Annotated in this window: 12 protein-coding genes; 5 read left to right on the forward strand and 7 right to left on the reverse strand. The window is 41.5% G+C overall.

Features of this window, described 5'->3' with window-relative positions:
- Window positions 1-150: 150 nt before the first annotated feature.
- From VF675_RS03675 to VF675_RS03700, 6 genes are all read right to left on the reverse strand, one after another.
- Window positions 151-1,074: a CysB family HTH-type transcriptional regulator gene (locus VF675_RS03675; protein ID WP_178318841.1), complete on the reverse strand. Its 924-nt coding sequence runs from the start codon at window positions 1,072-1,074 to the stop codon at window positions 151-153.
- Window positions 1,075-1,126: 52 nt separating this feature from the next.
- Complete coding sequence (locus tag VF675_RS03680) at window positions 1,127-2,188, reverse strand: sulfate/molybdate ABC transporter ATP-binding protein (RefSeq protein ID WP_179990088.1); 1,062 nt, start codon at window positions 2,186-2,188, stop codon at window positions 1,127-1,129.
- An 11-nt stretch (window positions 2,189-2,199) separates the two neighbouring features.
- A complete protein-coding gene (gene cysW / locus VF675_RS03685; protein WP_253115539.1) occupies window positions 2,200-3,093 on the reverse strand; it encodes a sulfate ABC transporter permease subunit CysW in 894 nt (297 codons plus the stop codon).
- Window positions 3,090-3,923 (reverse strand): sulfate ABC transporter permease subunit CysT, encoded by an 834-nt coding sequence (cysT, locus tag VF675_RS03690; protein WP_004971748.1) that lies wholly within the window; start codon window positions 3,921-3,923, stop codon window positions 3,090-3,092. Before cysT ends, cysW begins: the two co-directional genes overlap by 4 nt.
- 87 nt (window positions 3,924-4,010) lie before the next feature.
- Window positions 4,011-4,616, reverse strand: coding sequence for an RBBP9/YdeN family alpha/beta hydrolase (locus tag VF675_RS03695; RefSeq protein ID WP_440204794.1), 606 nt, complete (start codon window positions 4,614-4,616; stop codon window positions 4,011-4,013).
- A gap of 317 nt (window positions 4,617-4,933) precedes the next feature.
- On the reverse strand, window positions 4,934-5,941 hold the full coding sequence (locus tag VF675_RS03700; RefSeq protein ID WP_131261160.1) for a sulfate ABC transporter substrate-binding protein: 1,008 nt from the start codon (window positions 5,939-5,941) through the stop codon (window positions 4,934-4,936).
- A 160-nt stretch (window positions 5,942-6,101) separates the two neighbouring features.
- Between VF675_RS03700 and pabC the strand changes: the two genes are divergently transcribed.
- The 5 genes from pabC (at window position 6,102) to mtlD (ending at window position 11,456) form a co-directional block, all read left to right on the forward strand.
- A complete protein-coding gene (pabC, locus tag VF675_RS03705) occupies window positions 6,102-6,935 on the forward strand; it encodes an aminodeoxychorismate lyase (RefSeq protein WP_440204795.1) in 834 nt (277 codons plus the stop codon).
- Window positions 6,928-7,992: an endolytic transglycosylase MltG gene (mltG, locus tag VF675_RS03710; RefSeq protein WP_440204796.1), complete on the forward strand. Its 1,065-nt coding sequence runs from the start codon at window positions 6,928-6,930 to the stop codon at window positions 7,990-7,992. The genes pabC and mltG overlap by 8 nt, the downstream gene beginning before the upstream one ends.
- Before the next feature lie 2 nt (window positions 7,993-7,994).
- A complete protein-coding gene (tmk, locus tag VF675_RS03715) occupies window positions 7,995-8,603 on the forward strand; it encodes a dTMP kinase (protein ID WP_440204797.1) in 609 nt (202 codons plus the stop codon).
- Window positions 8,604-8,721: 118 nt separating this feature from the next.
- Window positions 8,722-9,132, forward strand: a complete 411-nt coding sequence (locus VF675_RS03720) for a PaaI family thioesterase (RefSeq protein WP_096901103.1) — start codon at window positions 8,722-8,724, stop codon at window positions 9,130-9,132.
- 194 nt (window positions 9,133-9,326) lie between these two features.
- Window positions 9,327-11,456 (forward strand): bifunctional mannitol-1-phosphate dehydrogenase/phosphatase, encoded by a 2,130-nt coding sequence (mtlD, locus tag VF675_RS03725; protein ID WP_131261156.1) that lies wholly within the window; start codon window positions 9,327-9,329, stop codon window positions 11,454-11,456.
- A gap of 178 nt (window positions 11,457-11,634) precedes the next feature.
- Here mtlD and nadB read toward each other — a convergent pair whose 3' ends face one another.
- Complete coding sequence (nadB, locus tag VF675_RS03730) at window positions 11,635-13,269, reverse strand: L-aspartate oxidase (RefSeq protein WP_440204798.1); 1,635 nt, start codon at window positions 13,267-13,269, stop codon at window positions 11,635-11,637.
- Between the last annotated feature and the right edge of the window lie 30 nt (window positions 13,270-13,299).

Consider the following 13,299-nt stretch of genomic DNA (forward strand, 5'->3'; position numbering starts at 1 on the left):
AATCAAATTACGTTTTTTATTGTTGATTATATTTTATTCATGTTTCTGATAAATTAAAATCATTATTTTGATTATTTCTAGGCATTTAGATCAGCAAGAATTTTGCCAGAGAACTAAAAGAGAGCCTAGGCTCTCTTATGCATTATTGTTTTATTCTTCAGGATAGGCGATACGTTTTAAAGCTTTAATATCGGCATTCGGTGCACATAAAGAAATAAACTCATAGCCGTAACCACGTAGTAAGTGTCCTTTGCGAACCGCAATCCACGTGGTGTTTACCCCAAAAATATCGGTCTGGATTTGTTTTAGGCGGTAATCACGTTCTGCATCGTATGCCACATTGTTCACCACACCTACGCCCATGCCCAATTCAACATAGGTTTTAATGACATCTGCATCAAGTGCAGACATGACGATATTGACATCAATTCCTGCATCGGTAAATGCTTTGTCAATTTTAGAACGTCCCGTAAAGCCGCCGTGATAAGTGATGATTGGATATTCTGCCAAATCGGTCAGGCTGATCTCAGTTTTACTGGCTAAAGGATGATCTTGTGGGGTAATAATGCTGTGACACCAGTCATAATAAGGCACACTTGCTAAGTTCTCTTCAGTGGTTAGAGATTCAGTTGCAATACCAATATCGGCTTCACCTTGCAGCAGCATTTCGGCAATTTCTACAGGGCTGGCTTGTTGCAAAATCAAATGTACTTTAGGGAATTCTTTTTTAAACAAATTCACAATAGGCGGCAGCACATAACGCGCTTGGGTATGTGTAGTCGCAATGGTGAGCGTGCCTTCATCTACTTTATTAAAGTCATCAGCAAGGCGTTTAATGTTATCTGCATCAACCAACATGCGTTCGACAATACTTAGCAACGCTTGTCCTGGCTCGGTTAAACCTAATAGACGTTTGCCTTTGCGCACAAAAAGCTGCACACCAAGTTCATCTTCAAGGTCTTTAATGTGCTTACTCACGCCCGATTGAGAAGTGTATAGTGCCGCAGACGCTTCGGTTAAATTAAAGTTTTGCCGAACGGTTTCTCTAATAATTCTAAGTTGTTGGAAGTTCATAGTGGTGCAACCCTAAAAAGGATGGAGCGGGTTAGGCTCCATCTTGATGTCCTTATGCGACTTGATTTTCAAATAAATGTAAAGTGGTTACACTTAACCAAACCGTTTGATTTGGGCGGAATTGGTGCAGTTTCGCTTCATCTGCAGTGAGTGCAATTTCAATTAAATTCCCTTGGCGATCTTGCAATTCTGCAACTACTTTACCAGCAATCCAAACCTCACGTAAGAAGGTCGCTTGAATGGTATTTTCCTGTGGTTGGGCATGAATATGCAACTCATCTGGACGCGCAAATGCAATCACTTTGCCTTGTGGTGCATTCGGTTGATTGAGAAGTTGTACGCGATCTTCACCAATTTGCACAACCCCTTGATGATGTTGTCCTTCAAAACGGTTGGCTTGACCTAAGAAGTCAAATACAAACGGAGTTGCAGGCTGTTCATACACTTCACGCGGTGAACCAATTTGTTCGACATTACCTTTGTTCATGACAATAATTTGATCGGCAACTTCGAGTGCTTCTTCCTGATCGTGGGTCACGAAAATTGAAGTGATGTGTAATTCATCATGCAAAGTTCTTAACCAACGACGTAATTCTTTACGCACTTTGGCATCAAGCGCACCAAAAGGTTCATCCAATAACAATACGCGTGGTTCTACCGCTAAGGCACGTGCCAAAGCAATACGTTGACGTTGTCCACCCGATAATTGTGCAGGATAACGGTCTGCTAAAAAGCTTAACTGTACCAAGTCGAGTAAACGCATAACACGCTTTTTAATCTCGGCTTCTGAAGGTCGGGTTGCACGTGGACGTACCCGTAAACCAAATGCGATATTGTCAAATACGGTCATGTGGCGGAATAGGGCATAGTGTTGGAAAACGAATCCAACTTGACGTTCGCGCACATGCACATCGGTTGCATCCTGACCCTCTAATATCACTTGCCCACGATCTGCCGACTCTAATCCTGCAATAATACGCAACAAGGTGGTTTTACCACAGCCTGAAGGCCCAAGCAGCGCCACCAGTTGGCCATCTGGAAAATCGAGGGAGATGTCTTTAAGTGCATGGAATGCACCAAAATTTTTTTCAATATTTTTAACTTGAATACTCATGCGGTCATTCCTTAAGAAACAGTTGAATCTTCATTGCGTTGGTTTTGCTTTTCTTGGCGAATTTCAACCCAAGTTTTTAAAATCAGGGTAATAATTGCAAGAAGTGCCAAGAGAGAGGACACCGCAAACGCAGCACTAAAAGTGTATTCGTTATAGAGAATTTCGACGTGCAGCGGTAGGGTATTGGTTTCTCCGCGAATATGCCCCGATACCACAGATACCGCGCCAAACTCACCCATTGCGCGGGCATTACACAGAATCACGCCGTAAATTAAACCCCATTTTATATTTGGCAAAGTGACTTTCCAGAAGGTCTGCCAACCCGATGCACCTAATACAATCGCAGCTTCTTCTTCCTCTGTGCCTTGCGCTTCCATTAAAGGAATCAATTCACGCGCCACAAAAGGTACAGTAATGAAGATGGTGGCAATCACAATTGCAGGTACGGCATATAAAACTTTGATGTCGTGTTCCATCAACCAGCCGCCCATCCAACCTTGTGTACCAAAAATCAGGACTAGCATTAAACCTGCAATGACAGGAGAAACTGAAAAAGGCATATCAATTAAGGTGGTGAGAATCGACTTACCACGGAAATTGAATTTCGCCACTGACCACGCTGCGGCAATACCAAATACAACGTTTAAAGGTACGGCAATGGCTGCAGTGAGTAAGGTTAATTTCACTGCCGATAAAGTGTCAGGATGCACCAATGCTTGTGCATAGACACCAATGCCTTGTTTAAAGGCTTCTACAAAAACCAAAATCAGCGGCAAAATCAGACAGCTTAAGAAGAAAATGAAGGCAATTGCAATCAGGGTATAGCGTACCCAAGTCGGTTCACGTGTTGCATCGCGTGATTGTAGTTTTTCAGCCAAAGCATTGCTGTTGGTATTTAAACTCATCGTGCAGTTCTCCCTGTGCGACGACTTGCCCATGCTTGTAATAAGTTAATTAAGAACAGCATGACAAAAGAAATCAGCAACATCACCACAGCAATTGTGGTTGCACCTGCGTAGTCATATTCTTCTAAACGAGAAATAATCATTAAGGGTGCAATTTCAGTTTTAAATGGTTGGTTACCTGCAATGAAAATCACCGAGCCATATTCACCTACGCCACGCGCAAATGCGAGGGCAAAACCTGTAATCAGTGCAGGCAATAAAATAGGGAAAATCACTTTGGTGACAATTTGAAAGCGGTTAGCCCCTAGCGCAGATGCTGCTTCTTCCAACTCGGTTTCTAAGTCACTGAGTACGGGTTGCACGGTACGCACAACAAATGGAATACCAATAAAAATCAGGGCAAGGGTAATCCCGATAGGGGTATACGCGACTTTAATGCCTAATGGTTCTAAATATTGTCCAATCCAGCCAGTCGGTGCGTATAAAGAAGTCAGGGCAATACCCGCAACTGCAGTAGGCAATGCAAAAGGTAAATCGACCAAAGAATCTATAATACGTTTGCCCGGAAAGCTGTATCGTACCAAACACCATGCCAATAATAAGCCGAAGACGACATTAATAAAGGCTGCAATGAGCGCAGCGCTAAAACTGAGTTGCAAAGATTTTTGGATACGTTCTGAACTTAAAATTTCCCATAAACCATCCCAACCGATACCCAGCGATTTAATAAATACAGCCGATAAGGGAATAAGAACAATTAAGGATAAATACGCTAGGGTAAAGCCTAGAGAAAGACCAAATCCTGGCAGCACTTTGGATCGCTGCGACATGATGACTCCTCAAAAGAGAGAATGAGTGTTTGAAAACAAACAGATAAAAGTAAAAGATAAATTCGGCACAAGCATAATTTGCGAAGATTAAATTGCAAATTTGAATAAATACTTGTTGTTATCAGAAATACTGATATGTGATTGCATATTTTCTGCAATCAAATAATCATAAATTTCAGGAAATGCCCCAAAGCCTGATGCAACATTAATATGACCCACTTGTCCTAAATTAATCGGTGTTAATTGCCATGCTTGGGCAAGTGCCTGTGCATCTGCAAAACTTAGCCACGGGTCATTTTCACTGATCAATAAGCGTGTCGGTACAGCCAATTTAAGTTGCTGAAAATAAGCCGAATAATTGCTTTGGCTGTGTTGTGCAAAACCAGATTCACCAAAACGGGCAGGGTTAGCAGGTGCAACCAAAACCACATTTTTAATTTTCGCCTGCAGTTCAGGGTGCTGCGCCAATGCTGCCACTGTGGTCAGACAACCAAAACTGTGCGCCACAATTTGAATGTCGTCCTGAATTGGGGCAACTGTTTTGACAAATTCAGCAACCCAGTTCTGTAAAATTGGGCTATTCCAGTCTGACTGTTGTACACGCGAGCAAGACATGAGTTGTCGTTGTAACCAAGATTGCCAGTGAGCATGTTCACTGCCACCTACACCTGGAACAATTACGGTATGAATCATGTCGATGCTCCTTCGCATATTTCAGCCTGAAATGATGATCTGCATAATGCTTAAATATGAATTAAACCCATCATTTTTAGCTTTGGCTGTGATCACTTGGATTCAAAATTCAGTAAGATAATGCTGTAAAATTCATGTTTTAAATAATCTGCAACAAGGATAGCTAGAGTTTCTATGCAAAAAAAATAATTAAAAATGAATTTTATATGAGTAAAAAAGATATATGTGAATCATGTAAAAATACGTTTGTGAAAACACCCGTATTTTTCAATTTGGGTGTTTTCAGCTATCGCTTTAGTATGATTTGCCTTTCAGTATTATTTGGTTTGATTGGCTTTGACAAGCTGGTCGAAAATGCCACCATTTTCAAAGTGTTGCTTCTGAACTTTGCTCCATCCACCAAACTCTTGATCAATAGTCACCAACTTCAATGGTTTAAATTGCGACTTATATTGTGCCAACACCGTAGCATTACGTGGTCGGTAATAATTCTTCGCAGCAATGTTTTGACCCGCAGGCGAATAGAGATAGTTTAAATAGGCTTTGGCTAAGTGTTGATTGCCATCTTTTTGCACATTTTTCTCTACAATCGCCACAGGCGGTTCAGCCAAAATAGATAGAGAAGGCGTGATGATCTCAAATTTACCCGGTTGTTCACGCACGGCTAAATAGGCTTCATTTTCCCAAGCTAACAAAACATCACCAATGCCACGTTCTGCAAAAGTGGTGGTTGAGCCACGTGCGCCTGAATCCAATACTTTGGTTTGTTTATAAATTTGGCGAACAAACTCTTGCGCTTTAGCATCATTGCCCGCAGGTTGATGTTTTGCCCATGCCCACGCTGCCAAATAGTTCCAGCGTGCACCGCCAGATGTTTTTGGATTTGGAGTAATGATTTCCACACCAGGTTTGACCAAATCGCCCCAATCTCGAATACCTTTCGGGTTGCCTTTACGCACTAAAAATACAATTGTGGATGTATAAGGGGTCGAGTTGTGCGGAAATTTCTTTTGCCAGTCTTTAGGTAATAGACCGCGTTTGGCAATTTCATCAATATCGGCAGCCAGTGCCAAAGTCACGACATCGGCACCTAGACCATCAATCACCGCACGTGCCTGTTTGCCCGAACCGCCATGTGATTGTTTAAAGTTAATGTTTTGCCCGGTGGCTTTTTTCCAGTACGCACCAAAATCTTTGTTAAAGTTATCGTATAATTCACGGGTTGGATCGTAGGAAACATTCAGAAAGTCTTTTGCAGAAACGCTCAAGGTTGTTGCCGAAAGTACTGCCGCCAGTAGTCCAATTTTCAGTTTTGTAAAGTTCATGTTTGACCTCAGGTATTAAATCTGTTGTTGAATGAGGCAAGCATATCGGTAGTCTATTTGCTGAAAAAATAATTTAAAATGCGGTGAATATCAGTAAATGATAAATATAAATTTCTTCATTGTTTTCTATATTTAGAGATAAATAACGAGTACTTCTTCCATGCAGTGTTATAAAAATGCCAAGCCTACCGAGCAGATTCATGTGTTAGATCGCGCGTTTCATTATGGTGATGGATGCTTTAGCACTGCACGTTTTCGCCAAAATCAAATTGAATTATTTGACCGCCATTTGGCGCGTTTGCAATATGCCAATCGCCAACTTTCTTTAAATGCCAATCTTGAGTTAATCACTGAAACGCTGACAATTTTAAAGCAGGCGCATGGCGAATTAAATGGCACTTTAAAGATTATTATAAGTCGTGGTGTGGGGCAGCGTGGTTACAGTTTGCCTGATCATCCTGCCGATGTTTGGGTGTTTTTCTATCCACAAGTGCAAGCATCTTTAGATACAGCATATTATTATGACATCATTCAAAGTGGCGTCTTGACGCAAGCGATAGGGCTGAGCATGCCGAATTTAGTTGGACTGAAAAGTCTAAACCGGCTTGAACAGGTATTGCTCAAACAAGAAGCCGATCAAAAAGGCTGGGCAGAAGCTTTGGTTACTGATGTACAGGGCAGTGTGGTTGAAGGTGTGAGTAGTAATTGTTTCATTCGTATAAACAATACATGGATTACTCCGCAACTTGGTTATAATGGCGTGCACGGTGTCATGCGGGCAGAAATTTTATCGCGCATGCAACAGCAGAATTTGCATTGTGAACAGCGTGATGTTCATGCTTCGGAAATTGCGCAGATTCAAAGTCTGTTTTTCTGTAATGCTTTAACGCCCATGAAAATTGTCAGCCATTTAGGGCAGCAGGTTTTAGATGTGCAGCCGTGTGTGGAACTATTTAAGCAACTTCAACTAAATCAGATTCATTCTTATGTCTAAGCGTCCATCAAAATCTAAAAAGAAAACCAAAACTATGCGGTCTAAGCGTGCTATTCAAGGTGCGCTTATTTTTATACTCGGACTATTTTTGGTCGTTGGCATGATCTTATGGTCCAGCTTATTTAAAGATTATCCAGTTGAAGGAAAAAAACAATTACTAGCAATTAATGATGGTGATACTTACTCACGTTTTATTGATCGTTTGGCAGAACAAGATCATGTGAATTTTCCAATTATTTTAAAACTCTATCAACGGGTGATGATTCACGACACTATGAAAAAAGGCGTGTATGAAGTCCGTCAGGGCATGAGTGTGCGTCAGGTTATGGAAATGATCGCCAATGCTGAAAATGCACAAATGAACCGTATTTTGGTGATCGAAGGCACGACTTTTAAACAATTGATTGATGCGTTAAAGAAAGATGAGTTGGTCACCAAAGAAGTGTCGCATTTGCCATATGATCAAATGCTAAAAGCTTTAAATATTCCTTTTACACATCCCGAAGGTTTATTTGCGCCGAATACTTATTTCTTTGCCAAAGGTGAAACTGACCGTAAAATATTAACCGATTTATATCAGCGTCAAATGAAATCATTGGATGATGCTTGGAATAATCGTGCAGCAGATTTGCCCTATAAAAATAAATATGAAGCTTTAATCATGGCATCTATTATTGAAAAAGAAACCAATGTTGATGCTGAATTAGAGCAGGTTTCGGGTGTGTTTGTACGTCGTTTAAAACTGGGGATGCGTTTACAGACTGACCCAACCGTGATTTATGGTATGGGTGACCGTTATCAGGGCAATATCACCCGTCAGGATTTACGCACTCCAACGCCATACAACACCTATACCATGAGTGGCTTAACGCCAACACCAATTGCTTTGCCAAGTCAAAAAGCCATTGAAGCGGCTATGCATCCAGACCAATCTGACAATATTTATTTTGTCGCGACAGGTAACGGTGGGCATAAATTTAGCACCAATTTGCAAGATCATAACCGTGCCGTACAGGAATATTTAAACGTACTACGCACGAAAAAATCAGGGGAATAAGCATGTTTATCAGTTTTGAAGGTACTGAAGGGGTAGGCAAAACTACACTTATTCGCCGTATTCATGATTATTTTACTGCACAAGGTCAGTCGGTGGTTTTAACCCGTGAACCGGGTGGAACCCCTATGGCAGAGCAAATTCGTGCTTTGTTGCTCGCGGTCAACCATGAAGAAAAAATGTGTTCAGACACTGAGTTATTGTTGATGTATGCAGCGCGTGCACAGCATTTAGATCGGGTGATTTTACCTGCGTTGGCTGCAGGAAAAACTGTACTGTGTGACCGTTTTAGTGATGCGAGTTTTGCTTATCAGTGTGCAGGACGTGGTTTGAGTGAAAGCAAGTTGCAGACTTTAAATAATAACTTTGTGGCACGTATGCCTGACTTAACTTTCTGGCTGGATGCACCGATTGAACTGGGTATGACCCGTGCACGGGCACGTGGTGAACTTGATCGTTTTGAACAAGAGAAAGCAACTTTCTTTGAGAAAGTAAGAGGTGGCTATCAAACTTTGTGGGAGCGACACCCTGAGCGAGTGAAGCGCTTAGATGCAACACAAAGCCCCGATCAAGTATTTGCACAGGCGATGCACTATTTGCAAGCTAAGGCATAACAAACAAAGGTATAACAAGCCAATGGGTCATGGTTATGCATTTGATTGAATGGAAAAATCTTCTATAGTGGAAATGCTTTAGAAGATTTTTTTATTTAAATAATAGCGAATAGTAAATATGACCAAAGACGAAATTATTGAATTTTTAAAAGTTGAGTTTCCGCAAAGTTTGGAAAAATGTGAAATTGTGTCCATCACGCCACGTGGGGCATTGGTGAATTATCACATCGATGAACGTGATTTACGCCCAGGTGGTACGGTATCAGGGCCGACTATGATGACCGTTGCTGACTATGCACTTTATATCGCCATTTTAGGCGAATTAGGTTTGGTGGCTTTAGCGGTCACGAGCAACTTAAACATTAACTTTTTACGCAAGCCCGCAGCAGGGCGTAATTTACGTGGTGAATGTCGCTTAATGAAAGTAGGGAAAAACCTCGTGGTCGGTGAGGTTTGGGTATATTCCGAAGGTGTAGATGATGCCGTGGCGCATGTCACAGGGACGTATTCGATTCCACAGATTGGCTGAGAATAAAGTCAGCTTTATCTTAATTTTAGTTACTTATATTTACCAAGTGGTTACATATGTACACATACTACATGAAAATTAGGGTTTGATTGGTTAAAAAATAATCATAAATATTTCATTTTATGTTTTTCATATAGATCAAATCTGCTTTTGTCTAAGCTAGCAACCCGTAAGTGATAAAACAAGGGAGCTAAATGCTTAAATTTAAGAACAATATTGTTCATGGAGCAATCTTTGATATGGATGGAACAATGTTTGATACTGAACGATTACGGTTTCAAACATTGAAGCAGGCATCTCAGGAGCTCATTGGCGTTGAATTTTCAGACGTATACCTCATGCAATGTTTGGGTTTGAGTGCAAAGAGCGCTGAACAACTGGCTCAAGCAGAATATGGTGCAGACATTCCTTACCGTGAGATCCGTCAGCGTGCTGATGAACTAGAACTAGAAAGTGTGCGCAATTTTGGTGTGCCCATTAAAAAAGGTTTGTTGCAGGTATTAGAGCGGTTACGAAAGTCTGGCTTGAGAATGGCGGTTGCTACGTCTAGTCGTCGTGCCATTGCCGAAGAATATTTGATTAATGCCAATGTCTATAAGTTTTTTGATGTATTAGTTTGTGGCGATGAGGTGCAACAGGGCAAGCCACATCCTGAAATTTTTATAACAGCCGCACAAAAAATTAATCTAGAACCCAGCGAATGTTTCATGCTGGAAGATTCTGAAAATGGAATCAAATCTGCACATGCAGCGGGTGGCATAACCATACTATTTCGGGATATAAAAAAACCTAATGCTAATATGTTGTCACTCACGCAGCATTATTACGCAAGTATGCAAGCTTATTTAGATGACTTAAATCAAGTTATTCCTGTATTGGAAATGCCGAGTTTACAAGAGGCCTTCCCGCAAACTTTAAATCAGTTGAGTGTGGGGATTCATGGTTTTGGTGCAATAGGTGGGGGCTATTTGGCCCAAATTTTATCGCACTGGGATGGCTATACCCGTCCTAAACGTATTTATGCTTCTACACGGAATACCTTATATCGTTCTGCAGTAAACGCCTTTGGAACGTATTCAATTCGTTATGGACAATGTTCTTATGATGAACGAATTGAAAATATGCACATCATTGATGCGGAGAACTTGCAGCAGATGCAGCAAATGTATGTGGAGTCGAGCCTAATTGCATTATGTTTGCCTGAACATGCTTTACAGCAAGAGGCTAAAGTAATTGCGCAGGGCTTATATGCCCGTTTTATAGCGCAATTTGAACTCCATCAGCCTTTAACTATTTTGGTAATTTTAAATAAAGTTGGGGCAAAACAGCTCTTGATGACGCATATTCATCAGGCGTTAGAGGCGTTGTTGGATCCCGATACGGCAGCCAAAATTATGGCGCAGCATTATTTTTGCGATACTGTCGTAAATAGAATGGTCTCTAAATTAAGCGATCAAAACTTATATCGCCAATTACGCATCAAGTATAATATTTTTAAGCAATTTCAGTTGGATGACGAAGCAGAGCCAATTGAAATTGAAGACAATACTCGATTGCAGCCTGAGCAAGAGCGTCAAGCCACCTTATATGTAGAAGATTTAAGACGCAATTTTCAGCCCAGTCACATTTTGCAAAGTATGGATTTAATTTTATTTCATGCTGAAAGTGACATGCCTATTTATGTGGAAAATGCCAGTCCATTATTGCAACACATGCGTCAAATGATTTTGGTAGATGATATTGCCGAAATCCAACTCATTAAAAATCGTTTATGGAATGGTGTACATGCCATGATGGCTTGGTTATCCAGTTTAATAGGGCATAACAGTATTGGTGTCGCAATGGCAGACCCATTGGTTGCAGATTTTACCCGCGCTGTTTCGGCACAAGTAGCGTTGGGATTAGCTGCACAGTTGCCGCATCGTCAGCAAAACTTAAAGCATCTGGCACAGAGCTTTCTGGACTCATGTGAACATGCCTATAAAGACCCGTGTCAGCGTGTGGCACGTGACCCTTTGCGTAAACTCTCAGCCAATGAACGGGTGATGGGTGCTTTGATTTATCATCTGCAGCATGATTTAGCTGCAAATTATGTGCAGAAAGGAGTGGTGTTGGGCTATCTGTATGCAATTAAAATGCAGCAGTTGGGGGCTCAAGCAGCATTACAGCATTTGTCAAAACAATTGCAAAATGCGCCTATAGACGAACAAACACGGCAGCAATTGCAGTACATAATTAGCCACCAATTACAGCAACTATTGGCTGGTCAAGTTCGCTTAGAAGCATTTATTCAAGATGGTACTCAAGTTGCAGCCGTAATCTAAAAATCAACTTGATGAATTCTTGGGGGGAGGTTTAGTAAGTTAACGTCATCATATTCAAAATGATAAAATACCGAATCGTGTTATGGAACACGATTCGGTGCTTTCTTGCATTAGAATTCAAATGCACTTTATTCACAGATACTTTTATGCAAATGCTGTTGTGTAACAAGCAATCAGATCACTCATTCACCAATGGGGTTTCCACTTGGAAATTTGGTGGAATAAGCACAGTCTTACGCAATTCAGGTGCGAGTTCAGGATAATCTAGCGTGAAGTGTAAACCACGCGATTCTTTGCGTTGCATGGCACAGCGCACAATCATTTCAGAAACCAGAACCAAATTACGCAGCTCAATCAAGTTTTTACTGACTTGATAGTCCTGATAATACTCGGTGATTTCACGTTTTAGCATTTCAATACGGTGTAAGGCACGCTCTAAACGCTTAGTGGTGCGTACAATGCCGACATAGTTCCACATGGTTGCACGTAGCTCATCCCAGTTTTGTAAAATCACCACATCTTCGTCAGGGTTCGTCACTTGCGAATCATCCCAAGCAGGAACTTCAGGCGAGCTATAATCTGCAGTGTAATGGGCTTCAATATGTTTGGCGGCAGCCATTCCATAGACAAAACATTCTAAAAGAGAGTTACTTGCCATACGGTTAGCACCATGCAAACCTGTATAAGAAGTTTCACCAATCGCATATAAACCAGCAATATCGGTTTGGCTATGTTCATCCACCATTACTCCGCCACAAGTGTAGTGGGCGGCAGGTACAACAGGAATCATATCGGTAGTGATATCAATGCCCAATTCCAGTAAACGTGCATACAGCGTTGGGAAGTGTTCTTTCACAAATTCTGCAGGTTTATGGGTGATGTCTAACCACACATGACGAATACCTAAGCGTTTGATTTCATAGTCAATCGCACGTGCTACAATGTCGCGTGGCGCCAATTCTGCACGCTCATCAAAACGCAGCATAAAACGCTCACCATCGGGTAAACGCAAATATGCACCTTCACCACGCATGGCTTCAGTAATTAAAAACGAACGTGCTTGAGGATGATACAAACAGGTCGGATGGAATTGGTTAAATTCCATATTTGCCACACGGCAACCCGCACGGTATGCCATCGCCATACCATCACCTGTGGCAATGTCTGGGTTAGATGTATACAGATAGGCTTTCATTGCACCACCGCAGGCAAGAGCGGTAAATGGAGCAAGGAAGGTATGTACTTTTTGAGTACTTTCATCTAGTGCATATAAGCCTAATGAACGATTAGCTTCGTTTAAACCAAGCTTTTGTGAGGTAATCAGGTCAATGGCGATATAGTTTTCAAATATAGTGATGTTTTGCTGTTCTTGAGCACGTTGCACCAAAGTCGTGGAAATTGCACGGCCTGTAGCATCGGCAGCGTGAATAATACGGCGCTGAGAATGGCCGCCTTCACGGGTTAAATGCAATTGCTCTTGTTCGTCTAAGGTAAACTGCACGCCATGTTTGAGCAGAAAATCTACCGAAGGTTTGCCGCCTTCCACCGTTTGTTTTACGGCGTCAATTTCACATAAATGCGCACCTGCAATCATGGTGTCATCTATATGTTGTTCGATCGAGTCGGTTTCATCAAGGACTGCAGCAACACCACCTTGCGCATAAAAGGTGCTTGCTTCAGTGAGGGTAGATTTTGCCAAAACGGCGATTTTGAAATGCTGGGGTAATGAGAGCGCTAAACTCAAACCTGCACCACCACTTCCCACAATAATCACATCAAATTGATGTGTTGTGTTTAAATTAGACATGTCCATCAGCTAATTTGAAAAAAGTTGGATAATGAC

This window comes from Acinetobacter sp. Lyrl_1 (genome assembly GCF_051948795.1).
In the GTDB taxonomy this organism is placed as follows: domain Bacteria; phylum Pseudomonadota; class Gammaproteobacteria; order Pseudomonadales; family Moraxellaceae; genus Acinetobacter; species Acinetobacter towneri.

Excerpts from the sequence above, each read along its gene's own strand:
- VF675_RS03675 (WP_178318841.1), bottom strand. The coding sequence starts at position 1,074 with ATGAACTTCCAACAACTTAGAATTATTAGAGAAACCGTTCGGCAAAAC.
- VF675_RS03680 (WP_179990088.1), bottom strand. The coding sequence starts at position 2,188 with ATGAGTATTCAAGTTAAAAATATTGAAAAAAATTTTGGTGCATTCCAT.
- cysW (WP_253115539.1), bottom strand. The coding sequence starts at position 3,093 with ATGAGTTTAAATACCAACAGCAATGCTTTGGCTGAAAAACTACAATCA.
- cysT (WP_004971748.1), bottom strand. The coding sequence starts at position 3,923 with ATGTCGCAGCGATCCAAAGTGCTGCCAGGATTTGGTCTTTCTCTAGGC.
- VF675_RS03695 (WP_440204794.1), bottom strand. The coding sequence starts at position 4,616 with ATGATTCATACCGTAATTGTTCCAGGTGTAGGTGGCAGTGAACATGCT.
- VF675_RS03700 (WP_131261160.1), bottom strand. The coding sequence starts at position 5,941 with ATGAACTTTACAAAACTGAAAATTGGACTACTGGCGGCAGTACTTTCG.
- pabC (WP_440204795.1), top strand. The coding sequence starts at position 6,102 with ATGCAGTGTTATAAAAATGCCAAGCCTACCGAGCAGATTCATGTGTTA.
- mltG (WP_440204796.1), top strand. The coding sequence starts at position 6,928 with ATGTCTAAGCGTCCATCAAAATCTAAAAAGAAAACCAAAACTATGCGG.
- tmk (WP_440204797.1), top strand. The coding sequence starts at position 7,995 with ATGTTTATCAGTTTTGAAGGTACTGAAGGGGTAGGCAAAACTACACTT.
- VF675_RS03720 (WP_096901103.1), top strand. The coding sequence starts at position 8,722 with ATGACCAAAGACGAAATTATTGAATTTTTAAAAGTTGAGTTTCCGCAA.
- mtlD (WP_131261156.1), top strand. The coding sequence starts at position 9,327 with ATGCTTAAATTTAAGAACAATATTGTTCATGGAGCAATCTTTGATATG.
- nadB (WP_440204798.1), bottom strand. The coding sequence starts at position 13,269 with ATGGACATGTCTAATTTAAACACAACACATCAATTTGATGTGATTATT.